Annotated in this window: 15 protein-coding genes and 1 pseudogene; 12 read left to right on the top strand and 4 right to left on the bottom strand. The window is 66.5% G+C overall.

Going from position 1 to position 24,800, the window contains the following annotated elements:
• The first annotated feature begins 31 nt into the window (after positions 1-31).
• The 9 genes from AC1DSC_RS16275 (at position 32) to AC1DSC_RS16235 (ending at position 18,410) form a co-directional block, all read left to right on the top strand.
• Positions 32-547 (top strand): hypothetical protein, encoded by a 516-nt coding sequence (locus tag AC1DSC_RS16275; protein WP_015865885.1) that lies wholly within the window; start codon positions 32-34, stop codon positions 545-547.
• 507 nt (positions 548-1,054) lie between these two features.
• On the top strand, positions 1,055-4,738 hold the full coding sequence (locus AC1DSC_RS16270; RefSeq protein WP_015865886.1) for an autotransporter outer membrane beta-barrel domain-containing protein: 3,684 nt from the start codon (positions 1,055-1,057) through the stop codon (positions 4,736-4,738).
• A gap of 981 nt (positions 4,739-5,719) precedes the next feature.
• Positions 5,720-5,941, top strand: a complete 222-nt coding sequence (locus AC1DSC_RS16265; RefSeq protein WP_018904957.1) for a hypothetical protein — start codon at positions 5,720-5,722, stop codon at positions 5,939-5,941.
• A gap of 94 nt (positions 5,942-6,035) precedes the next feature.
• Positions 6,036-14,228: a GH36-type glycosyl hydrolase domain-containing protein gene (locus AC1DSC_RS16260; RefSeq protein ID WP_015865889.1), complete on the top strand. Its 8,193-nt coding sequence runs from the start codon at positions 6,036-6,038 to the stop codon at positions 14,226-14,228.
• A gap of 739 nt (positions 14,229-14,967) precedes the next feature.
• Positions 14,968-15,681, top strand: coding sequence for an ABC transporter substrate-binding protein (locus tag AC1DSC_RS16255; RefSeq protein WP_018904959.1), 714 nt, complete (start codon positions 14,968-14,970; stop codon positions 15,679-15,681).
• Positions 15,682-15,696: 15 nt separating this feature from the next.
• Positions 15,697-16,368 (top strand): ABC transporter permease subunit, encoded by a 672-nt coding sequence (locus AC1DSC_RS16250; protein WP_015865891.1) that lies wholly within the window; start codon positions 15,697-15,699, stop codon positions 16,366-16,368.
• 4 nt (positions 16,369-16,372) lie between these two features.
• Positions 16,373-17,053, top strand: coding sequence for an ABC transporter permease (locus AC1DSC_RS16245; protein ID WP_015865892.1), 681 nt, complete (start codon positions 16,373-16,375; stop codon positions 17,051-17,053).
• A 14-nt stretch (positions 17,054-17,067) separates the two neighbouring features.
• Entirely contained in the window at positions 17,068-17,655 is a 588-nt protein-coding gene (locus tag AC1DSC_RS16240) for a TAXI family TRAP transporter solute-binding subunit (protein WP_015865893.1), read from the top strand.
• Between the two features lie 2 nt (positions 17,656-17,657).
• On the top strand, positions 17,658-18,410 hold the full coding sequence (locus AC1DSC_RS16235) for an amino acid ABC transporter ATP-binding protein (RefSeq protein ID WP_015865894.1): 753 nt from the start codon (positions 17,658-17,660) through the stop codon (positions 18,408-18,410).
• 351 nt (positions 18,411-18,761) lie between these two features.
• On the opposite strand, the gene AC1DSC_RS16230 is transcribed toward AC1DSC_RS16235, so the two are convergent.
• The 4 genes from AC1DSC_RS16230 to istA all read right to left on the bottom strand — a co-directional run bounded on the left by AC1DSC_RS16230 (position 18,762) and on the right by istA (position 22,863).
• Positions 18,762-19,418: a nucleotidyl transferase AbiEii/AbiGii toxin family protein gene (locus AC1DSC_RS16230; protein WP_015865895.1), complete on the bottom strand. Its 657-nt coding sequence runs from the start codon at positions 19,416-19,418 to the stop codon at positions 18,762-18,764.
• Positions 19,415-19,906, bottom strand: a complete 492-nt coding sequence (locus tag AC1DSC_RS16225; protein ID WP_026284050.1) for a helix-turn-helix domain-containing protein — start codon at positions 19,904-19,906, stop codon at positions 19,415-19,417. Before AC1DSC_RS16225 ends, AC1DSC_RS16230 begins: the two co-directional genes overlap by 4 nt.
• A gap of 669 nt (positions 19,907-20,575) precedes the next feature.
• The gene (gene istB, locus AC1DSC_RS16220) at positions 20,576-21,325 is read right to left on the bottom strand and encodes an IS21-like element helper ATPase IstB (RefSeq protein WP_015865897.1); all 750 of its coding nucleotides are present in this window, start codon (positions 21,323-21,325) and stop codon (positions 20,576-20,578) included.
• The gene (gene istA, locus AC1DSC_RS16215; protein WP_015865898.1) at positions 21,322-22,863 is read right to left on the bottom strand and encodes an IS21 family transposase; all 1,542 of its coding nucleotides are present in this window, start codon (positions 22,861-22,863) and stop codon (positions 21,322-21,324) included. Before istA ends, istB begins: the two co-directional genes overlap by 4 nt.
• A 764-nt stretch (positions 22,864-23,627) precedes the next feature.
• Here istA and AC1DSC_RS16210 point away from each other — a divergent pair.
• From AC1DSC_RS16210 to AC1DSC_RS16200, 3 genes and pseudogenes are all read left to right on the top strand, one after another.
• Positions 23,628-24,287 (top strand): hypothetical protein, encoded by a 660-nt coding sequence (locus AC1DSC_RS16210; protein ID WP_150106892.1) that lies wholly within the window; start codon positions 23,628-23,630, stop codon positions 24,285-24,287.
• Positions 24,284-24,484: pseudogene (locus tag AC1DSC_RS16205) on the top strand (AAA-type ATPase lid domain-containing protein); the annotation flags it as partial. The gene AC1DSC_RS16210 and the pseudogene AC1DSC_RS16205, both read left to right, overlap by 4 nt.
• Positions 24,485-24,573: 89 nt before the next feature.
• On the top strand, positions 24,574-24,759 hold the full coding sequence (locus tag AC1DSC_RS16200) for a helix-turn-helix domain-containing protein (protein ID WP_041945792.1): 186 nt from the start codon (positions 24,574-24,576) through the stop codon (positions 24,757-24,759).
• The last annotated feature ends 41 nt before the right edge of the window (positions 24,760-24,800 follow it).

Here is a 24,800-nt window from a genome sequence, read left to right as displayed (position 1 = left end):
AGCTAAGAGGATACCCCTTATATTCATACAGGTGTACTGCGAAGTATTTAGATACCTGTTCGAAGGTCAGGCGCTTTCCAGCAAGGAGGCGGTGAAGCTCACGCGCCGCGTGGGAGAGCTGGTCTACATGCCGCGGATCCATGACCCTCGGCCCGGCCGCAGCTTGATGATTGCGATGCTGCTCGCGGACGACCAGCAGAGCTACGTGATCCCGCTGCTCAACCGCGCATGCATGCTCGAGGTCCGGGGCGGCTTCTTCATCGAAGGCACCGAAATCAATCCGCGCGGACGGGCGCTCAAGAACATCCAGGCCGACATCTACCCTCAGCGCTGGTTCTGCCGGCCGGTCGCGCGGCCCGCGCCGATCGACCCCAAGGGCGCCCGCCTGGAGGCGCGGCGCCACGGGGAAATGATCGCCAAGGCCCTGCAGCGCTGGCCAACGCGCCGCGCCATTCCGATCCGCGTGGAAATGCCTAGCGCCTTGCCGAACTCGGCCGTGTTTCGCCCCGTCGGCACCGATGAAGCCTCGGACGTGCCGCCAGTCTGAGCAGCGGCTGATCCTTCGAGGCGAACGGTGCACCTGCTCTTCCAGTTGGCAAGCCGTGTAACGAGCGCGGCTCGATGCGGGTGACCAGCAACCGATCGGTGGCCGAGTGGGGCAAGCCACGTCGCCACGATCCGCGGCGACAACTACCGGTTTCGCTTCAAGCGCCGCGCGGGGCTGATAGGTCAGGCGGCCACCGCATCCGAACTTACCCCGCAGGAATGACCGGTTCTTCGTGTCGCCGGGGGCCGTTGCTGATGTCGCTTGCAGCGGACGGGCGCGGCGCGGTTTCGACCGCGCGCCCTGGGAGACCAGGAGGTTCGCGCAGGACGGACCGAGGAAAAAACATCAAAAACGATCAGAACTGGTGCGCATGACCGTGAGGCTGTCTCGATGAGCCCACATACCGGGCAGAAATTCGCACAGGTTAGTATTTTCCACATACGTGTCTGTTTGTAAGAAAAGTTTCAACACGTGATGATCTGAGCTTCTGTACCAAGGAGTTTTCAGATGACATCGTGCGACGGCAAAGCGGGGCTCAAGCGTCTCGTCTCCATCAAGAACGAACGCCCCGCAGCCGCACCGCGCCGCGCGCCATCGGCGAGCGTCGCCGCTTTTCCGGTTTCGGCCATTGCCCTTGCGGTGGCGTTGTTCGCGGCATCGCCGCAGATGGCGCGTGCTGCCAATGAGTGCGGCGTTGAAGCAGCCGGGCAAGACACGCTCACCTGCTCGGGCACCAGCTATCTCAGCGGCATCACCTACACCCTCAGCAATGGGCTCACGCTCAACCTCGACAACCCGAACATGGTGATTTCGGGAAAGGGCGTATCGCTTTCTTCGCCGGTCGGCCCGGTGGGTGCGACCCTCCACGTCAACGTGGCCAATATCGGCTCGATCACCACCACCGGCTCGGCTGTGTCGGTGGATCACAACGGGACCGACGGGCATGCGGCCGTGACCATCAATGGCGGAACGCTCACCAGCACGGGGTCGGCCGCTACTGTGCTGGTGCAAGGGGGTGGAACCAACAGAACGGACGCCCTCGTGACGATGAACGGCGGCACGGTGCTGAACACGGGCTCGGGTGTTGGGCTGAGTGCGACCGCGTCCGGCGTCAATAGCAACGTCATTGCGGCCGTCGTGATCAACGGGGGCACGGTTGACACAATCAATACCGGTGTCTACACGACCATGTCGGGCCTCAACAACTCGGGGGCGTCGAGCATCACCATGAATGGCGGATCTGTTCTGTCCAGAGGAGGAATCGGGCTTTGGGCGCGCCACGGCAGTGTGGGGCTGGCTCAGGTGCAGATGACTGGCGGCCGAGTCGAGTCCAAGGGAATCAACGGCGACGCCATCCTCGCTTCGAACACCAACGGCACCTATGCGGTCGAGGTGACCGGCGGCACCCTCATCGGCAGCAGCGGCTTTGGCGCGGCAATCCACACCGCTGCCAAGGCCGGTGGCACCGTCAACATCGGCGCAGGCGCGGTCGTCGACGGCAGCGCTTCCGGCGTCGCCCTGCGCGACGGCGACTTAGTCCGCGACGGCATTGACGAGGTCGGCGGCAACGCCATCATCACCACCGCCGGCACCCTCACCGGCGCCGTGCTGCTCGGCGGCGGCACCGACACCCTCAACATCGCGGGCGGCTCGATCGCCGGCAATCTCACCGGCGACGGCGTCGACGCGCTGAACTTCAACCTCGGCACCAACAGCTTCACCCACGGCGCAGCCTATGCCATCAGCGGCATGAACAGCGTCACCATGAACTCGGGCACCGCGCAGATCGACAGCACCATGGCCGGCAACACGCTGACCGTGAACGGCGGCGCGATGACGCTCAGCGGCGCCAACAGCTACACGGGCGGAACCTTCCTGAACGGCGGCGTGCTGTCAGTGTCGAGCGACGCCAACCTGGGCGATGCGGCCGGCGCGCTGAGCTTCGACGGCGGCACTCTGCGCACCAGCGCGGACTTTGCCTCGGCGCGGGCCGTGAGCCTTGGCGCGGGTGGCGGCACCTTCCAGGCGGATGCCAACCTCGCGCTCTCGAGTGGCATCACGGGCGCCGGCGGCCTCACCAAGACCGGCGCGGGCACGCTCACGCTCTCGGGCGCGAACAGCTTTACCGGCAGCACCACCATTTCCGCGGGCACGCTCGCGCTTGCCGGCGCCGGCTCCCTCGCCGATTCGAGCCAGGTCATCGCCAACGGCACTTTCGACATTGCCGGCGTGAGCGCGGCGGGCACCAGCGTGCGGCGCCTCTCGGGCAGCGGCGCCGTCACGCTCGGCGGCAAGACCCTCACGCTGACCGCCGCACAGGACACCTTCAGCGGCGCCATTGCAGGCAGCGGCAGCTTCGTGCTTGCGGCCGGCACGCAGGTGCTGACGGGTACCAACACCTACACCGGCGGCACGACGATCAACGGCGCAAGCACGCTGCAGCTTGGTAGCGGCGGTACGTCGGGCTCCGTTGCGGGCAATGTGGTGAACGATGGCACGTTCGTCTTCAACCGCGCGAACCGGCTCGATCTTGGCGGCGACATCTCCGGAAGCGGCGTTATTCGCCAGATCGGTACGGGCATGACCAACCTCACCGGCAACAGCGCGGCCTTTGCCGGAGCGACCACCGTCGAAGCCGGCACGCTGGCGGTCAACGGCGCGCTCGGCGGCAGCATGAATGTGCTGGCGGCGGGCCGGCTCCAGGGCTCGGGCTCGGTCGGCGGCACCACGGTCGCCGGCACGGTCGCACCGGGCAACTCCATCGGCACGCTCAGCGTCAACGGCAACTTCGCGCAGCAGGCGGGCTCGACCTACCAGGTCGAAGTCGATCCGGCCTCCACGGCTTCGGACCTGCTGCGCGTGAGCGGCAGCGCGAGCATCGCAAGCGGCGCGCGCCTGCAGGTGGTCCGCACGGGCAACGGCAGTTTCGGCATCGGCACGCGCTACACGGTGCTGAGCGCGGACGGCGGCGTCATCGGCACCTACAACCTGACGGGCGACACCGAGAGCGCTTTCGTCCGCGTGACCGACAGCTACGACGCGAACCATGTCTACCTGCTGGCCCAGAAGACACGCAGCTTCACCGAGCCCGCCACCACGCCCAACCAGGTGGCCGTCGGCGGCGCATTGGAGAGCCTGCCGGGCGCCAACCCGCTGTCCACCGCCGTGGCGTGGCTCCCCAACGACTTCGCGGCACGCGACGCGCTGAACCAGCTGTCGGCGGACATCCATGCCTCCTCCAAGACCGCGGCGCTGGAAGACAGCCGCTTCGTGCGCGAGGCCGCGATCGATCGACTGCGCAGCGCGGCGTGCGCACCCGGCAGTGCGGCGCCAACACCGCAACAGGCCGGCACGGCCTGCACGCCCGAGGACGGCCAGGCGCGATCCAGCTGGGGCCAGGTGTTCGGCTCCTGGGGCCGCATCGACAGCGACGGCAATGCGGCCAAGCTCAAGCGCGACATCGGCGGGTTCTTCGTCGGTGCGGACACCGGCATCGGCGCCGGTTGGCGCGTGGGTGCGCTCGGTGGCTACAGCCGCGCGAGCGCAGACACCAGCACAAGCAACAGCAGCAGCAAGACCGACAGCTATCACCTGGGCGTCTACGGCGGCACGCAGTGGGGTGCCACGGCGCTGCGCCTGGGCGCGAGCCACAGCTGGAGCAAGACGGACACGAGCCGTTCCGCCGCGTTTGCGGGCTTCAACGACACCTTGACGGGCAAGTACGACAGCACGACGACGCAGGTGTTCGGGGAAGTCGGCCATCGCCTCGCGATGGGCAGCGCCACGCTCGAGCCCTTTGCCGGGCTCGCCCATGTGACGCTCAAGAGCGACGCCTTCATGGAGCACGGCGGCTTCGCCGCGCTCTACGGCCATGGCGGCAGCATCGATGCGACCTTCTCGACCCTGGGCGTGCGCGCGAGCATGCAGGCGAGCGAAAGCATGAAGCTGCGCGGCATGCTGGGCTGGCGCCATGCGTTCGGCGACACAGTGCCGACAAGCACCCATTTGTTCGGCGGCAGCCTGCCGTTCACCATCGCCGGCGTGCCGCTGGCGAAGAACGTCGCCGTGCTGGAAGCCGGCGTCGAGACGCAGCTGCGTCCGAACCTGGCGCTGAGCGCCTCGTATTCAGGCCAGTTCGGGGACGGGCTCAGCGATCATGGATTCAAGGTCAACCTGAACTGGGCGTTCTGAGATTCCGAGGGGTGCCACTTGCCAGGAACGAAGCAACAGCCAGCCGGAGAGAAGCGTCGAAGTTCGCCCCGGCGGCCTCGAAAAACCCCGCCACCGCGGGCCTGAGAATCTGGCGCTCGAGCAGAAGGGCATGCACGTGTGGCCGCGCAGCATCGGCCTCTCAGAACACGCCCGGCGTGCGGTGCACTGCGGGAGGTCGCCTTCGCCGATGAACGCGGGCGAGGTGGCCGAGGCGCTTCAACTCGATCCGATGAAATGGATCCTGGTCTCGGCGCTCGAAGTACAGCGCAAGAACGCCTGCAGATCGAGAATGGATCCCATACTTTTCAGCGCTTGAGCTGCTGGAGCCGCGATCACAGGCGCAGGTGCACACAAGAGCGTGGGCGTCGGCATGCCGAACATCCAAGGAGCCTGCAAAATGCCACGCCTATTTGTCCATGGCACGGTGTCTCCGCGCGCGAGCGCAGCAGGGAAGGAAACCTGCACGAGCCCTCCGCCAGCGAGCGCCGTCAGGTGCGGCCTCGATCTTTCCTATCATCCGCGACGGTCGGCCTGCTGCACTCACCGGACACTTCCCCCGCATCGAACTCCTTCGCCAGACGCATACGCACGGCCACAGCCGGCGATCCCTTGGGAGGTCGCCTCGCGCGTCCTGATGGAGCGACGACCAGGACAGCCCAATGACCCCGTCGCAGGAGAGCCTGGAGCGGTTGGCCACCAGGTCCATCTTGTTGCAGCGCAGCCGGATGCAAACGGTCTGTTGGCGCGCAAGAAGACGCCCCTTGCGTCGTTCGCCCCACTCCGATCGCAGGCGACAAAGATCGCTCACGGCGGCGTTGAATCGAACATGGAGCCCCCGTCCTACGGCACATCATCAAAACAGAGCCCCGTAAGGTCATTAAAGAGCGTACGGTCGGGAGACGTTCACAGTCCTCTCGCAATCGCGCGGCAGCTCGAAGTCGTAACACAGGAGCCGTCGCCATGTCGCTACCGCAGTCTCTCACTCATTCTCAGATCGATTTCATCGGGCGCGATGTCGAAGCCCTGGCCTCCCACATGCGCCATTGCGCACGCGCCCACGGGCGATGGTTTCCGGTGCGAAGCCACATGCAGCGGGTGCGCGCACTCCTTGCAGGCCGGGTCGTCACGATGGCCTGCGTTGCGGTTGCCTTCGTTGGTATGGGGCTGCTCGCCCTTGCTTGAGGGTGGCCGCGCCTGAACCGACCCGGGCTGCAAATTCGCCCGAGAGGGGGCGAACAGGCGGCACCCCCTTCGAATTCCGGACAAAGGCGGCGCGATGAGCGCCGCCTTTGTCGTGGGTCGGCTCGCAGATCTCAGCAGCTACGCGCGCACGCTGCTCCTTGCTCCCCATGAGCCGGTGGCACCGCCGATCCGCGCCGAATTCTTCGGAGCCCAGCGCTTCGAACAGCACGGCCACAGCCTGGCCCGCGCCCAGGCGATCGAACTGGACCCGCACCACGCACGCGAGGGAACGCCCTTTTTTCCGCGCGTAGACGAGAACCTCGAATCGCTGCGCAACGCCTTCGACTACATCGCGCTGATCTCGCAGAGCGGGCGCTATGTATCTCCCGCGGCCGAATGGCTGCTCGACAACTTCCATCTGGTGGAAGCGCAGCTCCAGCAGATCCACGACGGCGTGCCGCGCAGCTACTACGCGCGCCTGCCCAAGCTCGCCACGCCGCCGCTCGCGGGCCTGCCGCGCGTCTACGGCATGGCGTGGGCCTACGTGGCCCACACCGACAGCGTGCTCGACAAGACGCTGTTCACCGCCTTTCTCAACGCCTACCAGGACATCGACGAGCTCACGCTCGGCGAGCTGTGGGCGCTGCCCACCACGATGCGCGTGGTGCTGCTCGAAAACCTGCGCCGCCTGGCCGAGAGCATCGCGGAGAACAAGGTGGCATGCGAAATAGCACATGCGGTGTGGGACGCAGCGCCGCACCTGTCGACGCAAGACCTCGGCACGCTGTACCGCGCATTGCAAAGCCACAACCTGCAGGACGCCTACCTCACGCAGCTCTGGCAGCGCCTGCCGGTGGAGCATGGCGAGAACGTGCCGGCGCTGGTGCGCTGGACCGAACAGCACTGCCCCAACGGGCCGGCGCTGATCGGCGAGGCGCAGAACGCGCAGGCCGCGGCCAACCTCACGGTCGGCAACATCATCACCACGCTGCGCATGATCGGCCAGGTCGAGTGGAGCGACCTGATCGAACCCGTGAGCCGTTCGCTGCGCGTGCTGCGCGAGCTGCCGAGCTTCGCAGGCGAAAGCGAGCTTACGCGCCAGCAGATCACGCATGCGATGGAGCGGATCGCGCGCGACAGCGGCCGCTCCGAGCGCGAGGTGGCGCAGGCCGTGGTGCGGCTCGCGGCCGCTGCGCCGGCCGACGACGCAAGCGCCGGCAGGGATCGCGCCGACGGCACCGCCGGCTGCTACCTGTTCGGGCAGGGGCGTGGCGCGCTGCTCGCGGCACTGCAATCCGACGCAGCGATGGGCCGTGCCGGCGGTCCGGCAGGGGTCCGGCCGCGCCGCAGCCGCCACGGCTGGCGCCTGCCGGCCTATGTGCTCTTCATCGTCCTGGGCACCGCGTGGCTGCTGGCAGCCGTGGCGCACGGCCTGCCGCAGCCTCGCGGCTGGACCACGCTCGCAGCGATGGCGCTGCTCGCATGGCCGCTCTCGGAGGCGTTGATCGCGCTGGTGCAGCGCATCATGGCCGAGTCGGTGCGGGTGCAGGCGCTGCCGCGCCTCGACTTCGCGGCCGGCATTCCCGAGCGGCATCGCACGCTGGTCGTCATTCCCACGCTGCTGGGCTCGCCCGCGAACACCGCGCAGCTCGCCCATCGGCTCGAACTGCACTGGCTCGCCAATCGCGAGGCGCACGCCCAGTTCGCGCTGCTGACCGACTGGGCCGACGCGCCCCAAGCCTCGCTGCCGGAGGACGCGCCGCTGCTCGACGATGCCATTGCGCGCATTGCCGCGCTCAATGCGAAATACCCGGCGCCCGCCGGCGCGGCCTCGCGCTTCCTGCTGCTGCACCGGCCGCGCAGCTGGAGCGGTACCGAGGAACGCTGGATGGGCTGGGAGCGCAAGCGCGGCAAGCTCGAAATGCTGCTGCGCCTGCTGGCCGCCGGCGACGCCAGCGGCTTTCTGCCGCTGGCGTCGGGCCAGCAGCTGGCCCCGGGACCCACGCCCTATGTGCTGACGCTCGACAGCGACACGGGCCTGCCGCCGGGCGCGCTGCGCGAGCTGGTGTCGATTGCCGCCCACCCGCTCAATGCGCCCGAGATCGATGCGGAGAGTCGGCGCATGGTGGCAGGCTTCGGCATCCTCCAGCCGCGCATCGTGACGCCGTTCCCGATGCGCAGCGAGCGCTCGTTCTTCCACTGGATGTTTGCCGGGCAGTGCGGGCTCGATCCCTACGGCAGCGGCGCGTCCGACATCTACCAGGACGTGTTCGGCAGCGGCTCCTTCACCGGCAAGGGCCTGCTGAACGTGCGCGCGGTGCACGCCGCGCTCGACAGGCGCCTGCCCGACGGCGCGGTGCTGAGCCATGACCTGCTCGAAGGCACGGTCGCGCGCTGCGCGATGGTGAGCGACGTGGTGCTGATCGAGGACCACCCGCACCACGCGGGCGTGGCCGCATCGCGCGTGCACCGCTGGGTGCGCGGCGACTGGCAGCTGCTGCCGCTGCTGTGGCGCGCCAGGCACTTCGGCATCGACGCGCTCGGGCTCTGGAAGATGGGCGACAACCTGCGCCGCTCGCTGGTGGTGCCCGCCTCCTTCGCGCTGCTGGTGCTCGTGGTCTTCACGCAGGCCATGCCGCTCGGATGGGCGCTGGCCGCGGTCGCTTCGGCGCTCACGCTCGGGCCGCTGCTCGGTGCCTTGGCCGGGCTGGTGCCGACGCGCCGCGCCATCGAGCTGCGTCACTTCCTCGACGTCGGCGCGGTCGAGTTGCTGCGGGCCACGGCGGGCGCAGCCTGGCAGTTCGTGCAGTTGGCGGCGCAGACGCGCCTGCTGCTCGATGCGATGTTCCTGGCGACGTGGCGGCTGACGGTCAGCCGCAGGCACCTGCTCCAATGGACCACGACAGCGCAGGCCCAGGCCCAGGCCAGCCAGCAGCTGCCGCCCTTCCTGCGCAACGCGGCCCTCAGCAGCCTGCTGTGCCTGGCGCTGGCCGTGGTGGCGGCGCGCTGGAGCGCCTATCCGGTGGCCGGGCCGCTGATGTTCGTGGCCTGGGCACTGGCGCCGTTCGCAGCCTGGTGGAGCAGCCGGGTCGATGCGCAGGTGCCCGATCCGCTGCGCGCCGAACAACGCAGCTACCTCGAGAAACTGGCGCACGACACCTGGCGTTTCTTCGAGCACGTGGTCGGCCCGGAAGACAACCACCTGCCGCCCGACAACCTGCAGCTCGAGCCGCAGCCGACCATCGCCCACCGCACCTCGCCGACCAACATCGGCATGTACCTGCTGGCCGGCTGCTGCGCGCGCGAGTTCGGCTGGATCGACACCGCAGTGCTGCTCACGCGCATCACGGCCACGCTCGACACCGTCGACCGCATGCAGAAGCACCAGGGCCATCTCTTCAACTGGTACGACACGCAGACGCTGCAGCTGCTGCCGCCGGCCTACGTGTCCAGCGTGGACAGCGGCAACCTCGCGGGCCACCTCGTGGCCGTGGCGCAGGCCTGCCGCGCCTTTGCTGCCGAGGGCTGCCAGGGCCATGAGGAACCCGCGCTGGAGGCGCTGGCACAGCGCTGCGATGCGCTGCATGCCGGCATGGATTTCAGCGGCCTCTACGACCCCAAGCGGCACCTGTTCCACATCGGCCTGCGCGTCGAGGAGAACGTGCTCGACGCGAGCTACTACGACCTGCTGGCCTCCGAGTCGCGCCTCTTGAGCTTCCTGGCGATTGCGAAGGGGGACGTACCCCGCCGCCACTGGATGGCGCTGGGCCGGCCATTCATGCTGGTGGGTTTCCAGCCCGGGCTCAAGTCGTGGTCCGGCTCGATGTTCGAGTACCTGATGCCCACGCTCGTGATGCCAGAACCGGACGACGGCCTGCTGCAGGTGGCCAACAGCGCAGCCATCGCCGAGCAGCAGGCCTTCGGCCGCTCGCTGAACATGCCGTGGGGCGTTTCCGAATCGGCCTACTTCGCGCAGGACCATTCGCTGGCCTACCAGTACTCGCCCTTCGGCGTGCCGCGCCTCGCGCTGCGCCGCACGCCGCCCGCCGACCGCGTGGTGTCGCCCTATGCGAGCGCCATGGCCGCCGTGCTGGCACCGGCCGCGGCGGTGGCCAACCTGGAACTGCTCGAATCGCTTGGCGCGCGCGGCGAGTTCGGCTTTCACGACGCGGTGGATTTCACCATCTCGCGCCAGGCCGAGGGCCAGGACTTCACCGTGGTGCGCAACTTCATGGCGCACCACCAGGGCATGTCGCTGGTGGCGCTGTGCCATGTGCTGCGCGCAGAGGCACCGCGCCGCTGGTTCGGCAGCGCCGCGCTGGTGCAGGCACACGAGTCGCTGCTGCACGAACGCACGCCGCGGCAGATCATCGGCAGCGCCGATCCGCGCACGCCGCCCGAACCCAGCCTGGCCGAACTGGCGCCGCTGTTCCAGCCCCGCTCGGTGGACCCGAAGGTGTCCGGCTTCCAGCCCACGCACCTGCTGTCGAACGGGCGCTACACGGTGGCCCTGCGCGCCAACGGCGCAGGCGTGAGCCGCTGGCACGCGTTCAACGTGACCCGCTGGCGCGACGACCCGCTGCGCGACGGCCACGGCACTTTCTTCTACCTGCGCGATATTGAGAAGGATGGAAAAAAGCACGAACTCGTCTCGCTCACCGCCCTGCCCGCGCCCGGCACCGGCTGGACCTACCGCAGCCGCTTTCTCGCCGAGCAGGTGCAGTTCGATGCATCTGGCGACGGTTTGCAGGTGCGCACCACGGTGCTGATCAGCCCCGAGGACGACACCGAGCTGCGCAACATCACGCTGCACAACGCCGGCAGAGAGACCCGCACGCTCGAGCTCGTCTCCTGCTTCGAGCCGGTGCTGTCGTACCCCAAGGCGGACGAGGCGCATCCGGCCTTCGCCAACCTGTTCGTCGAATCGCGCTGGGAGCCCGCGTGGCGCGCGCTGCTGCTGACACGCAAGCCGCGCCTGCATGGCGACCCGATGGTGGCGGCAGCGCACTTCCTCGCCTCGGTCGATGCCCATGTGCTTTCCATCGACTGCATGACCGACCGGCGCGCCTTCATCGGGCGCAACCGCTCGCTCGCGAACCCCGCGCTCGATGCGCAGCCGCTGGCGGCCGACGGTACGCCGGTGAACGGCCTCGATCCCATCGCCTGCCTGCGCGTGCGCCTGTCGATCGCACCAGGGGCCACAGCGCGCCTGAGCTTCGCGACCGCCGCCGACGAAAGCATCGAGGCGCTGATGCCCAGGATCGACCGCTACCTGGAGCCGATGCATGTGGAGCGCGCCACGCGCATGGCGGCCACGCTGGCGCAGGTGCGGCTGCGCGACCTGAGCATCGCGCCCGCGCAGACCTTCGCGCTGCAGGACCTGACCACCATCCTCACCTACACCACGCCGCGCGGGATGAAGGACCGCGGCCTCGTCGACCTGCGGCAGATCTGGCGCTTCGGCATCTCGGGCGACAAGCCCATCGTGCTGGTCGCGATCCATTCGATGAGCGGCATGGGGCTCATCAACGCATTGCTGCGCGCACAGCCGTGGTGGGGCTTTGGCGGGGTGGCCTGCGACCTGGTGGTGCTCAACAGCGAGCCGAACTCCTACCTGATGCCGCTGCAGCGCGAGATCGAAACCCTGCGCCTGCGCGTTGCGCACCAGACCCAGAACAGCTTTCCGCGCAACGACACGGCGGGCTTCCACCTGCTGCGCGACCACGAGGTGGCGCCTTCGGAGAAGGCCGCGCTTTCGAAGCTGGCACGCGTGGTGTTCACCGCCGATGGGCGCTCGCTCGAAACGCAGGTGGCGGCGCTGCACGAGGCGCGGGTCGACACCGGCGCGGACGCCGAGACCCCGGCCGCAGCGTCGCGTGCCGCCCTGCTGGCACGGCCCGCGGCGGCGCCTTCCGCGGAAGCGCCCGTGGGAAGCTTCGATGCCGAGAGCGGCGAGTTCCGCTTCGAGGTCGGCGCCGGAACCCGCACGCCGCGCCCGTGGATCAACGTGATCGCCAACGCCGGCTTCGGCTTCCAGGTGTCCGAATGGGGCACCGGCTTCACCTGGGCCGGCAACAGCCGCATGCACCAGCTCACGCCGTGGTCGAACGACCCGGTGCAGGACCCGGCCTTCGAACACTACCTGCTGCAGGACCTGGCCTCGGGCGCGCTGCTGCCGCTCACGCCGGCGGGCCAGGGTGCAGGGGATGGCGGCGAGGTGCGCCACCGCGTGCGGCATGGCCAGGGCTACACGGTCTTCGAATGCCGGCAACAGGAACTCGCACTCGAGACCACCTTCTTCGCGGACCGGGACGACGCCGTCAAGCTGGTGCACGTGCGCGTGCACAACCAGGGCGCCGGCCCGCGGCGCCTGCGCGCGCTCGGCATGGCCGAGTGGCAGCTCGGCGCCGCGCGCGGCGAACGGCGGACCGTTCATTGCTGGAAGCCCGAAGACCAGCCCGCGGTGTTCGGCCAGCAGCGTGAATCGAGCGCGGGCTTCGGCGGCAGCACGGCTTTCCTGCTGCTGGCGGGTTTGCCGGGCGCCACCCAATGGACCTGCGACCGCAACGAGTTCTTCGCCGGGCGCGGCATCGTCGAAGTGCCGGACACGCTGGCGCGGCGCGCCGGCGGCGGGCTCGACGCCTGCGCGGCCATCGGCGGCGAGCTGGTCGTCGGCGCCGGCGAGAGCGCCAGCTTCAGCTTCGTGCTGGGCCACGCCGACAACGCCGATGCGGCACTCGCTCTGGCCCGCCGCTGGCGCCAGCGCGACGTGCCCGAAGCCCTGGCGCAGGTGCGCGGCTTCTGGGACGAGCTGCTGGGCCGCCTGCAGGTGCGCACGCCCGATCCGCTGTTCGACGCCATGGCCAACCGCTGGCTCATCTACCAGACGCTGGCCTGCCGGCTCTGGTCGAAGGCCGGCTTCTACCAGGCCGGGGGCGCCTTCGGCTTTCGCGATCAGCTGCAAGATGCGATGGCCTTCGCGCTCACCGATCCCGCGCGGCTGCGCGAGCAGATCCTGGCCAATGCGGCGCGGCAGTTTCCCGAAGGCGACGTGCAGCACTGGTGGCACATGCCTGGCGGCGCCGGCGTGCGCACGCATTTTTCGGACGACCTGCTGTGGCTGCCCTTTGCGACGGCGCACTATGTCGAAGTGACCGGCGATGCAGCGCTGCTCGACCATGCGGTGGGGTTCATCGAAGGCCCCGCAATTCCCGAGGGCGCCGAAGACGCCTACTACGCGCCGCAGCACAGCGGCCGCACGGCCACCGTGTTCGAGCACGGCGCGCTGGCCATCGACCGCAGCCTGGCGACCGGCGTGCACGGCCTGCCGCTGATGGGCACCGGCGACTGGAACGACGGCATGAACCGCGTCGGCCACGAAGGCCGCGGCGAATCGGTCTGGCTTGCATGGTTCCTGTGCAGCGTGGTCGAGCATTTCGCGCCGATTGCGCAGGCGCGCGGCGAGCACGGCCGGGCCGCGCGCTGGAACGAGGCGCGGCGCGGCTGGATCGCTGCGCTGCACGATGCCGGCTGGGACGGCGCCTGGTTCCGCCGCGCCTTCTTCGACAACGGTGCGCCGCTCGGTTCGTCGGCCAGCGACGAGTGCCGCATCGACCTGATCGCGCAAGCGTGGTCGGTGCTCTCGGGCGCATCGGACGATGCCCACACCGGCCCGGCGATGGCCGCCGTGAAGGAGCATCTGCGCGACGAACCGGCCGGCCTGCTGCGCCTGTTGACGCCGCCCTTTGCCCGTTCGGCCAACCATCCCGGCTACATCCAGGCTTACCCGCCCGGCGTGCGCGAGAACGGTGGCCAGTATTCGCACGGCGCCGTGTGGGCACTGATGGCGCAGGCACTGCAGGGCGACCACGAAGCGGCATGGCAGAGCTTCGAGGGCCTGAGCCCGGCGCACCGCGCGATCCATCCCGGGCGCGGGCCCGCCTACGAACTGGAGCCCTACGTGATGGCCGGCGACATCTACGGCGCCGCGCCGTATGTCGGGCGCGGCGGCTGGAGCTGGTACACCGGCTCGGCCGCATGGCTGCACCGCGCCGCGGTCGAAACGCTGCTGGGCCTGCGCGTGAAGGGCCGCATGCTTTCGCTGACGCCGCGCGTGCCCGCGCACTGGCCGGGCTTCGAGATTGCGCTGCGGCTCGGGCATCGGCGCCTGACGCTGCAATGGGGAGCGCCCGATGCCGCCGCAACGCCCACGCACCATGCGGCCGTCGGCGAATGGCTCGATTGGCATTCACTGCCCCCCGGTGCGATCGTGCGGGTCTTGGCGTAGCCTGCATGTCGCGCGTTCGCAGGGACTTCCTGACCATGCGACAGGCGGGCCTCTTCGCCTTGCGAGCCTGCGAAGGGACGCTCCACACGGCAGGGTTCTGCGCGTGCGATGACACGCCATGCAGCTGCGCCAGTCACTCGCAGGCCCCTGTTCTGAAAACGAGCGGGGCGCAATCTTGCGTAGGTCGTCCAAGACGGGAACGACCGCGTCGGCCGCTCAAGTCGGCGGCGGCCCATCCACCGTGGCAGCACGCTCGACCACATTCAAGGGGAAGCCCACGCGGGACGACGGCAAGAAAGGACAAAAACGCAGCGGCGGCTGGTCGGACACGCCGTAGGCCCGCTGCACAGGCGAGACACGTCGCACGCGACTTCGCGCCGGCGCTGCTTCATGTCATGGATTGGCGAGTGGAACGGGCTCGCCGGCGGCGGCGCGATGCTTGCACCGCGACGCGACCGCGCCATGTCCAGGCGCGCCGCCAGGCACGTTCGCGGGCACCGAGCGAATTGCCCGCGATGCAATGTGCGCGCCCCCCGGTGCGCTGGCCCCTCTGCGCCCGCAGGGCGGTCCTTCGAACGGGCAATTGCGTCCGATGCAAGCATTGCGCACGCCACGAACCTCCCCGACGATTCGCGCATCACAACGATTCGTCTCGGAGACAATGTCCATGCGCTTCCACGCTTCGCTTCCCGGCTTGCTTCGCCGGCCCCTCTGCCTGGCGCTCTTGTCATGCCTCTGCATGGCCGCAGCCAACGCCGAGGGCAGCTACCGCATCGCGACCGAAGGCGCGTACCCGCCCTGGAGCTTCAAGGACTCGCAGGGGATGCTGCAGGGCTGGGACGTCGACATCGCACGTGCACTGTGCGAGAAGATGAAGGCCAAGTGCGAGATCGTCGCGCAGGACTGGGATGGCATCATTCCGGGCCTCGTCGCCCGCAAGTACGACATGATCGTGGCGAGCATGGCGATCACGCCGCAACGCCGCGAGCGCGTGGCCTTCTCGGCCAAGTACAAGGACACGATTTCGCGCTTCGTCGCGCGCAAGGGAATGCCGCCGGACGTCAGCCCCGCGGCACTGAAAGGCAAGAGCATCGGGGTACAGCGCGGCTCGGTCCAGGCGGCCTACCTCGCGCAGAACTACCAGGCCGCGAATCTCAAGTTCTACGACACGCCGCAGGCCGCCGAACTCGATCTCGTCGCCGGCCGCGTCGAGTACATCCTCGGCAACATGGTCACCTACCATGTCGGCTTCCTGAAGACGCCCGAGGCCAAGGACTTCGCGTTCGTCGGCCCGGAGCTCAAGGGCGGCATCCTCGGCGAAGGCAACGGCATCGCCGTGCGCAAGGACGATGGGCAGACCCTGGCGAGGATCAACGCCGCGCTGGAAGCGATCCGGGCCGACGGCACCTACGACCGCATCACGGCGAAGTACTTCCCGTTCAAGCTGATGTAGGCGCCGCGACCCCCGATGAACATCCTCCATGGTTTTGGCGGGCAGCTGCTCCTGGGCGCGCTCGCGACGCTGCAGCTCGCGGCCGCCGCGTTGCTGCTCGGCACGCTGTTCGGCGCCGCCGTCTGCGGCCTGCAGCTCTCGGGCCACCGCGTTCTGCGGGCCGCCGGCAACGGCTACGCCGCGGTGGTCCGGGGCATTCCCGACCTGCTGATCGTCTTCGCCGTCTTCTTTGGCGGCTCGCTCACGCTCGCCGCGCTCACCGGCCGCTATGTCGAGATCGATACCTTCCTCGCCGGCGTGGCCGCGCTGGCGCTCTCGTTCGGCGCCTATGCCGCCGAGATCGCGCGGGGCGCGCTGCTGGCGGTCCCGAAAACCCAGCGGGAGGCCGCGAGGACGCTCGGACTGTCGCGCGCCCAGGCGCTGTGGACCGTCGTGCTGCCGCAGGCGGCCCGCTTCGCCCTCGCCCCGTTCGGCAACCAGTCGATCGTTCTGCTCAAGCAGACCTCGATCGTCTCCATCGTCGGGTGCGACGAACTCATGCGCAAGGCCGCGGAGGCCTCCGGCGCGACGCGCGAGCCGTTCACGATGTACCTCGCCGCCGCCTGCATCTATCTTGCGCTGACCGGCTTCGCCACGCTGTGCCTCGAGTGGGCGGAGCGCCGAGCCGCCCGCCCGCTGGCCGCCTGATCCCATGTTCGACATCACCCTTCTGTGGTCCGTGCTGCCCGCGCTGGTCGAGGGCGCCGGGCTCACGCTCGCACTCACGGCCTGGGTCATCCTCCTGGGCACGGCCCTGTCGATCCCCGTTGCCCTCGGCCGGAACGCGCGGGCCGCCGGTCTGCGCGCGGCGGCCCATGCCTACGTGCTCTTCTTTCGCGGGACCCCCGCGCTGGTCCAGCTGTTCCTGCTCTACTACGGGGCCGGCCAGTTCGACCTGATCCGGCATTCCGTGCTCTGGCCCGTGCTGCGCGATCCCTACTGGTGCGTGGTGATCGCCCTGGGACTGAACTCGGCCGCCTACACGGGCAAGACACTGGGCGCCGCACTGGCCGCGATCCCGCGGGGGACGCGCGAGGCCGCCCGCGTCCTGGGGCTCGGCCGCGCCCAGGCCTTCGGCCTGATCGACCTGCCGCTCGCGGTGCGCGCGGCGCTGCCGGCCTTCGGCAACGAGATCATCCTGACCTGCAAGGCGACCTCGCTCGCCAGCACCGTCACCCTGCTCGAGCTCACGGGCAGCGCCCGCCTGCTCACCGCCGAGACCTACGCGCCTTACGAGATCTTTCTCGGCGCGGGCCTCGTCTATCTCGCCATCAACTACGTCCTGCTGCGCGGCGTGCGCGCGCTCGAGGCCTCGTTGCATCGTCCCCACTGAACCCAAGCAAACGCATGAAATTCCTCACCCTGGGCCCGGCAGGCAGCAACCACGAATTCGTGGCGCGCCGCTACCTCGACTTTCACGGCCTTCGCGACACCGCGATCCTGGACCTGGTCCCCGATTTCGAGCGCGGCGCCGGTGCCGTGCTTCGGGGCGAGGCCGATTTCATGATCCAGTGCGCGGTGCATCCCGCGGCCGCCTCGACGGTCGCGAAGTGCTTCGTCGGCCTCCACCTGATCGACACCTTCATCTCGCCGAGTCAGGATCTGGCGATCCTCCAGCGCCACGATGCCGCGCAACCCACGTCCCTCGCGGTCATGCGCCCCACCCTGCCGTACATCGACCGCCGCCAGTGGCCGCAGATCGAATTCGTGGAGACCGTCGCCGAGGTCACGCAGGGCGTGCTGGACGGAAAGTACGCGGTCGGCCTCGGCTATGCCTCGGCCGCGGAAAAGCACCCCGAGCGCCTCTATGTGAAGCAGTTCATCGGCACGGTCGACGATGCCTGGATGGTCTATGGGCGCACCCGCGTGAGCACCGGGGAACTGAGCGCCTGGCGCGACAGCCCTGCCGCCCTGCTCTATCGGCGGGGAGCCTGAGCATGGGCACAGCCATCTGCTCTCTCGACCCGATGGTCTCGGTCGCGGGGCTGTCCAAGCATTTCCACGCGCACCAGGTGCTCAGCGACGTCCATCTGAGCGTCGCCGCCGGCGAGCGCGTGGTCGTGTGCGGCCCCTCGGGTTCGGGCAAGTCGACGCTCGCGCGGTGCATCAGCGGACTCGAGGGCTACGGAAGCGGCACCGTGACGGTCAACGGCGTCGCGGTCTCGCCGCGCATGCGCCATGCCGATCTGGTACGCGCCAACATCGGCATGGTGTTCCAGCAGTTCAACCTGTTTCCGCACCTCACCGTGCTCGAGAACTGCACCCTGGCACAGCGCTGGGTCCGGCACCGCTCACGGCAGGAGGCCCGGCAGACCGCACTCGCGTACCTCGACAAGGTCCGGCTCGCCGAGAAGGCATCGGCCTATCCGGCCCAGCTCTCGGGCGGACAGCAGCAGCGCGTCGCCATCGCGCGGGCCCTCTGCCTGAATCCTTCCGTCATGCTGTTCGACGAGGCCACGTCGGCACTCGATCCGGAGATGGTCAAGGAAGTGCTCGAAACCATGATCCTGCTGGCGCGGGACGGCATGACGATGATCTGCATCACCCACGAAATGGGCTTCGCGCGGGCGGTCGCCGACAAGGTCGCGTTCATGGACGGCGGGCGCATCGTGCAGGCCGCGCCGCCCGGCGAGTTCTTCGGCAACTGCGCGGACCCGCGCATCCAGCGATTCCTCAGCAAGGTCTTCTGACCCGAGGTCCTTGCCGCAAATTCGTGCGCTCACTCGGCGCACACGCGTGCCAGGCCGCGGTCCAGCCCGGTCGCGAACAGCGCAGCGGCGACGGCCCCTGCGCATCGACATGCCGCGCGCGATGCGAAGGCCCTGCGCCGCGGCGCCCGCGCATCGGCCGGATGACTGAACCAAGTCCCGGCCTTCGATCGAAGGCATAAAAAGAATCAGCCCCGAAGGGACCTTGAAGAAGGTATTGGCTCGCTCGGCCAGGACACCAGACCCATTCAGCACAAAGCGACAGAGAGTCGTGTGCTACCACTTCAAACCCAGCAATGGCCTGCGCGAAGGTCGATCTCGCACTGTCCGAAACTACATGCTGACCAGGAACTCCCCAACGACGGTCACGCAATGGTCGAAGCCCGGCGTGTAGTCCAGCGTGGCGATGGCGTCGAACGCAGCGCGCAAGCCGGCATGCGGCTGCCGAATCTGAGACAGGAATGCCTCCCGGTGGCGCAGCAGGAACGGCGTTGCCGCTCGGAGCTGGGACGGCTCGCGCTCGATCACGAGCGCAAGGTCGAACAGATCGCGCGCCGTGGCCCGGTCGCCACGGTGGTACATCTTCTTGGCAATGATCTCGGCGGCCGTCTCCACCTTCACGGAGCGGCCACCGATGTCCCAGGTTTCCCAAGCCTCGGCCAGCAGGTTGGGAGCGGCCACGAAGTCGATTTCGCCTTCCTCGAATTGCAGCTTGACAAAGGTGCCAGGCTGCTCGGTGTAGTCCTGCGTCAGGTCCGCCGCCGTGTCGCTCAACCGAGGCGTGACAAAGCCGAGGTACTGCGGATCGGGCACGAAGATGTCTATGTCTTTGCTCAACCTATGGTGGTAGCGGAACATCAGCACAGTCCCGCCGCCGAAGGTCCAGAACGGATCGGCGATCCCACCGTATCGGCTGATCTCGTCGATCAGCGCCAGTGCCCGCGGGAACAGCTTTTCCCAGGGACCGCCGGGCAATGCCTCGGGCTTCATGCCCACAGCGCCCGCCGGTGCACGGACAAGGATTCGGCCAACTTCGCCACGTTGCGCCAGATCTGCCGCGGCGGCAGGTGCGCGCGCGAGGCCGTCTCCTCCACTGCCATCACGATGATCGGCACAGGCGCTTCGTCAAGCAAATGAGTCAGGTGCGGGGCGAATGGAGGCGGCACGTCGCCGCTCGCCAGGGCTTGCTCGAGCGCCTCGGGCGCCATTTCACTCGCATAGCTGACACTGGCCGTCTTGGCCGCCATCCACAGGCCACGCTTCTTGCGCCGCGCCAGCGTATCCGGCTTGAGACTGTCCAGCCCCAGCACTGCCATCACCTGTCCCACGCGATTGACACCCAGATCGCCCAGGACGCCGGTTTCCAAGCCAACCAGGGTTTGCCGGGACAGGCCGCTCAGGTGCGCCAACTGCGCTTGGGACAAGCCCAGTTCGGCACGTCGGGCTCGTACGGCATGGCCGATGTCGATGAGGTTCATGGCAGAGCACAGCCAGATGTTGTCTAAAATATTAGACATATTACGCCTGCCATCCCCACTTGCAAGAACAAGGGCCATGTCTTCCCCGCCTCCTGACGCGCATTTGGAAATGCACTGATGGGGGAACTCCCTTCGATTCACTGGCAAATGCCTTTCAGCTTTGTTGCTGAATGTTTACCAAATCCGCTGATCGGCGGTTTCGGAGGAGGGGAATCGATGGCGAGACGGCGCAAGTCCAGCGCGGCCGAGGATCTCATGGACCTCATGCCTTGCTACTCGAGCTTTCGCGCGGTCGGCTTTACGGGTTTCTCGCCTCGCCCTCGAGCAGCCAGATATTTCTTCGCGTCGTCCCAAGGCACGGAGCTCCCGGTCGCCAGCAACTTGGCCCAGTGCGTATTCCGGTCCGACGTGGACACTGATTCCGATCCGAGGTGGTCACTGATTCCGATCCGAGGTGGTCACCGATTCCGATCCGACGTGGTCACCGATTCCGATCCGACGTGATCACCGATTCCGGTTCGACGTGGTCACCGATTCCGGTTCGACGTGGTCACCGATTCCGATACGACGAGGTCGTCGGTTTCCGTCGGAGTCGGTCACCGATTTCAGCCTTAACTAATTACCGTCTCTGTTCTGGGTTGGTCAAGCATGACGTATTAGGTTGCGTCCTCAACCTTCTAGCAGCTTGCGCCCCCGCAACTTGCGCATCGACTCACCTTTTAGCTGTATGCGGTGCGCCTGATGGACCACACGATCGAGGACGGCATCAGCGATGGTGGGATCAGGGAAGAACGAATGCCACTTGTCTGTTGGGTACTGCGAAGTGATTAGCAGGGAACCGGTCCGCATCCGACGATCAACGACATCCAACAACACCTGAGCCGCGGTTGAAGACATTTCACCGATCCCGAAATCATCAAGGATGAGCAAACTCGGCTTGGAGAGCGCCAGTCGGAGCTTGGGCAACGAGCCATCATGGGTTGCCTCGCCGATAGAGGAAAACAGATCGCTGGCTCGATAGAAGGCCGCTGGGATCTTCAGGCGACAGGCTTGATGACCAAACGCGCACGCCAGCCAAGTCTTTCCGACACCAGTTGCTCCGACGATGATCAGATTTTGCTGATGGCGGATCCAGCCGCAACTAGAGAGCGAAGACAGAAGTGCCTTGTCCATTCCACGAGTCGGGCGATTGTCCAACTCCTCGAACGCTGCGTTCTCTGGCAGCGAAGCCCCACGTACAAGGCGGTTCAGCTTCCGACTTTCCCGCGCCGCTATTTCTGCTTCTACCAATAGTCCAAATCGCTCGTCAAACGTTAGCTGATGAAGCTTGGATTGCTCCGCCTGAAGCTCATATGTCTCCGCCATTGTCGTCAGGCGAAGCTCGCGCAACCGGGAAGTCGTCTGTTCTGTCGTGCTCATGATTCGTCTCCAAAGTAATGTGGGCCGCGAAGGTTGACGTGTTCAGGGCGAGGTGTGGCAGCCGGCAGAGGCCGGACCCGCAGATCCGCCTGATTCGACAGGATTGAGGTGATGCTGCGCAATGCGGTGATATTTAGCGGAAGCGCATACGCGCAAACCGCTTCAAAGCGCTCTTCGCCGTACGTCCGTGCCAAGTCGCGCATCCGGCGAGCGGCTTTGATCCCATTGGTTGCGTCGCTGCGTTCCTGCAAGTGGTAGCGAATCATCTTGGCGGCGTTTGGCCCGACAGACTCGGCCCATGAACTCAAGGCTTTGGGCTCACCTTCGAGGACGTGCATGTGAACAATCGGGCGATGATCTTGTACCGTGCTGACTTCACCGTCCGTCTGGAGGAGCGCGTGCATTGCAATGCGGCGCCCCTTGGAAAATGCCTCGATCACGGTAGAAGTGATGCGCAGGTCGACACGATCTCGGGCGTAAGCAAATGGAACCGAGTAGAAACAGCGAGCGTGTTCGAAGTGATGATCCTCACCAACACGCACAGCGTAGCGCCACTCGCAAATTTCGAACGGCTGCTCTGGCAGCGGTTTTAACGCGGGCCTATCAGTTGATTCAAACCGCTCGCGGCGGCAACCCGACATCTTCTTGAAAGGGTGATCATTGAGCGAAACAGTGAGGTGCCGGAGGTCACTGTTGAGTTCTTCTAAATTGAAGAACACGCGATTGCGCAGCTTGAAGAGAATGATTCGTTGCGCGATCTGGACACCGACCTCGGCCTTCGCTTTGTGTTTCGGTTTGCGGGGTCCCGCAGGCTTCGCCACACAGTCGTAGTGGCGAAGCATCTCGCGATAGGCCGGATTTAGGGTGATGTCATCCCGGGTACGCCGCACGACTGCGGCCTTAAGGTTGTCGCACACGACCCACTTGGGCACCCCACCCATCGCCTCGAAGCAGTTGATGTGGCAGAGCAGCCAGTCGGCCGTGGTCTGACTCGCTGTGGCTTGCACGTAGGTGAAGTTGGAACAGCCGAGTACGGCGACAAAGATCTGGGCAAACTTCGAAGGTCCACCCGCACGATCTCGGATTTCAACCGTCCGCCCCGCAAAATCGACGAAGAGCTCCTCTCCGGGGCGGTGCGTGCGCCGCAACACGATGTGTTGCGCCTTGATCCACTCTCTGTATTTCTCGGTGAACTGTGAGTACTCGATTCCATCCGGGCAAGTCTCTTTCCATTCCTGCCACAGTTGATGCCTCGTGGCATCAGGGCGCCCCATCTCCTCGTGGATCCAACTCCAATCCGGGGTGGCCTTCTGGCGCTGTACTGATCGGTCGGCTGAACCGATGGCGCGACACCATTGCTCGTCGTCGAGCTCTTTCAGCGCGTTCCAACCGAGTGTTTGCGCTTTCAGCAAGGTCCGTACGCTGGCGACGGCGCCAGGAGATATGCCGACGCTCTTTGCGATGGCACGGTTCGACTGAGACGTGTCGTAAAAGTGCAAGCGCGCGACTTCGCGCTGCAGACGAATGTCAAGCCTCATTGGGCTTTCCTCCGGCGATTAGGCCACCGGAGGCAGGTGGCGAGACGAGCTTAGCCCTCAGCATCCGCGGGTACTTGACTCGCGGAATTCGCCGACCGATACTCCTGCCATACATGTTTCACCTTGTCTGGCTCGGCCGGACGCTTAAGCCCGTGGTTGCCGCCTCGGGCTTTTGCGTTTAGGACGGATGTTTTTTAACTCGTCTCTATAGGCTGTCCTTTCTTGGACGCAGGGGCGCCGGTGAGGCGTGCTCTTGCGAGCCATGCCGCGACATCACTCGTGAGGGCGAAATACCCCCGTCGATTGGGCAAGTTGAACAATGCAACCGGCACCTGCCCACGTTTCTGGGCTTGCCGCAGGCCCGCCGAGGTGTTGTGACCCATAGACGTCACCAGTGCTCGCCCGCCCAGCAGAGGACCATGCTTCGCCTCGAGTGCTTCCCTTAGTTCCATGTGAAGTGCCTCGAATGAAGACGAGTCCAGGGCGGAAGGCGTCATGAGTTCTTTTCTAGTGCGGCGAGGTCTCGTAGTGTTCGCCGGAGTTCGTTTGGAGTCCACCTCGCTAAAAATCCGGAATTTCTGTACGCTTCCGGGATGGCCTCTAATCCTGAGCGGACACGTGTTGGGCGTCCTTGCCGCGATCCGGTGGATCAGGTGCGCACACAGTTTTGGCTTGGAGGGACCCTGATAAAGAGCGGCCTTCCGTCCTCCGACGCCCTCGAGCGACGGCTGCAGCCAGACCTCGTCCGCCCTCGCGAAGACGGAATGCTTCGTCCCAGCAAATATTGTCGGTACCAGGATGGCTCGCGAGTCCCCAGCAGGATCGTTGGAAAAAGCTACCCCGTCGACCTGGCTGAAGAGGCCTTCCCCGGAACGGCCTTCTTTTTTGATTCGGTCATTTGGCCCCTACTCAAAGGACGTGCGCTCACAGTCGCCGAGGCTGACGATCTGCTTTGGGCCATGTCTGACGACATTCGGCAATTGATTTTCGAGTCGAGGGCCGTCCCGGGCCGGCCACACCGCCAGTTTATTAAACGGCTGTATTACCTCGACGGCAAGGTTGCGAAGGCTCTTGCCGAGGTGGGAACTTTCGAAGCGCTGACAGCGGTCGTGGTGCTGCTGGCTAAGGCCGAGGCAAAGCCACCTTCGATCGGGCTTCGAAGAGCGGCGCACGCCTGTTATTTCATGATGCAAAACTATCTGCTCAAAAACCCGGAAATCCCTCCCGTGATTGAGGCGGTCATCGAGCTTATTGACGAACGATATGAGCAGTGGGTAGGAGTCCACGATCAAATGCAACTAGCCTTGCCAGCAAAATCCAAACTTCTGCGTGGAAGGGATTTTCAGTGGGTTGGGATGTCAAAAAGCACTCCTCTCGACGGACCCTTTTCGAGCTGGTATCGCGGTGCTCTAAGGCAGCGATGATCAATCTGTGGCTCCCGCCGCGACGAGAACGGCCCGAAGACATTCGTTGGCAGACCGAGCGAACTCTCGCGCAGCTTAGGCGGGAACACCGAAGGCCCAGCGCCGTCTCAGACCCGTTCATGCGCGATGTGCTCGGCCGAACCTGGAAGGGCAATGCCAAGCAACTGCGTTGTTACCTCGAGCAAGCGGTCGCGCTGGCGATGAAGGAATTATCGATCTCCCGATCGGAGGCACGGGCTCGAGCGCTGAAGAGCGGTCTGGTGAACTTGGCGGCGCCTTCGCACCCTTGCAAACCAGGATCGAGGAGGCGGAACGGCTGCACATTCAACGGGCACTGGAGCGCACAGGCGGGAGCATCTCCGAGACTGCCGATCTCCTCGGCACCAGCCGCAAGACACTCTGGGAAAAGATGAAACGACTCAAGATGAAGACGGTTGAATTCGAATTGAGTCAGCCTGGGGCAGAACGCTGACGACTTGAGCACAGTGAGAGGCTCGAGCCCGAAACAATCTG

This window comes from Variovorax sp. 01N425, assembly GCF_056399465.1.
This window is presented reverse-complemented; position numbering and strand designations above follow the sequence as displayed.

What these genes read in the sequence shown, in the direction of transcription:
- AC1DSC_RS16225 (WP_026284050.1), bottom strand. Translation starts at nt 19,906, where the DNA reads ATGAACCTCATCGACATCGGCCATGCCGTACGAGCCCGACGTGCCGAA.
- AC1DSC_RS16210 (WP_150106892.1), top strand. Translation starts at nt 23,628, where the DNA reads ATGCTTCGTCCCAGCAAATATTGTCGGTACCAGGATGGCTCGCGAGTC.
- istB (WP_015865897.1), bottom strand. Translation starts at nt 21,325, where the DNA reads ATGAGCACGACAGAACAGACGACTTCCCGGTTGCGCGAGCTTCGCCTG.
- AC1DSC_RS16255 (WP_018904959.1), top strand. Translation starts at nt 14,968, where the DNA reads ATGGCCGCAGCCAACGCCGAGGGCAGCTACCGCATCGCGACCGAAGGC.
- AC1DSC_RS16260 (WP_015865889.1), top strand. Translation starts at nt 6,036, where the DNA reads ATGAGCGCCGCCTTTGTCGTGGGTCGGCTCGCAGATCTCAGCAGCTAC.
- AC1DSC_RS16245 (WP_015865892.1), top strand. Translation starts at nt 16,373, where the DNA reads ATGTTCGACATCACCCTTCTGTGGTCCGTGCTGCCCGCGCTGGTCGAG.
- AC1DSC_RS16235 (WP_015865894.1), top strand. Translation starts at nt 17,658, where the DNA reads ATGGGCACAGCCATCTGCTCTCTCGACCCGATGGTCTCGGTCGCGGGG.
- AC1DSC_RS16250 (WP_015865891.1), top strand. Translation starts at nt 15,697, where the DNA reads ATGAACATCCTCCATGGTTTTGGCGGGCAGCTGCTCCTGGGCGCGCTC.
- AC1DSC_RS16240 (WP_015865893.1), top strand. Translation starts at nt 17,068, where the DNA reads ATGAAATTCCTCACCCTGGGCCCGGCAGGCAGCAACCACGAATTCGTG.
- istA (WP_015865898.1), bottom strand. Translation starts at nt 22,863, where the DNA reads ATGAGGCTTGACATTCGTCTGCAGCGCGAAGTCGCGCGCTTGCACTTT.
- AC1DSC_RS16265 (WP_018904957.1), top strand. Translation starts at nt 5,720, where the DNA reads ATGTCGCTACCGCAGTCTCTCACTCATTCTCAGATCGATTTCATCGGG.
- AC1DSC_RS16270 (WP_015865886.1), top strand. Translation starts at nt 1,055, where the DNA reads ATGACATCGTGCGACGGCAAAGCGGGGCTCAAGCGTCTCGTCTCCATC.
- AC1DSC_RS16230 (WP_015865895.1), bottom strand. Translation starts at nt 19,418, where the DNA reads ATGAAGCCCGAGGCATTGCCCGGCGGTCCCTGGGAAAAGCTGTTCCCG.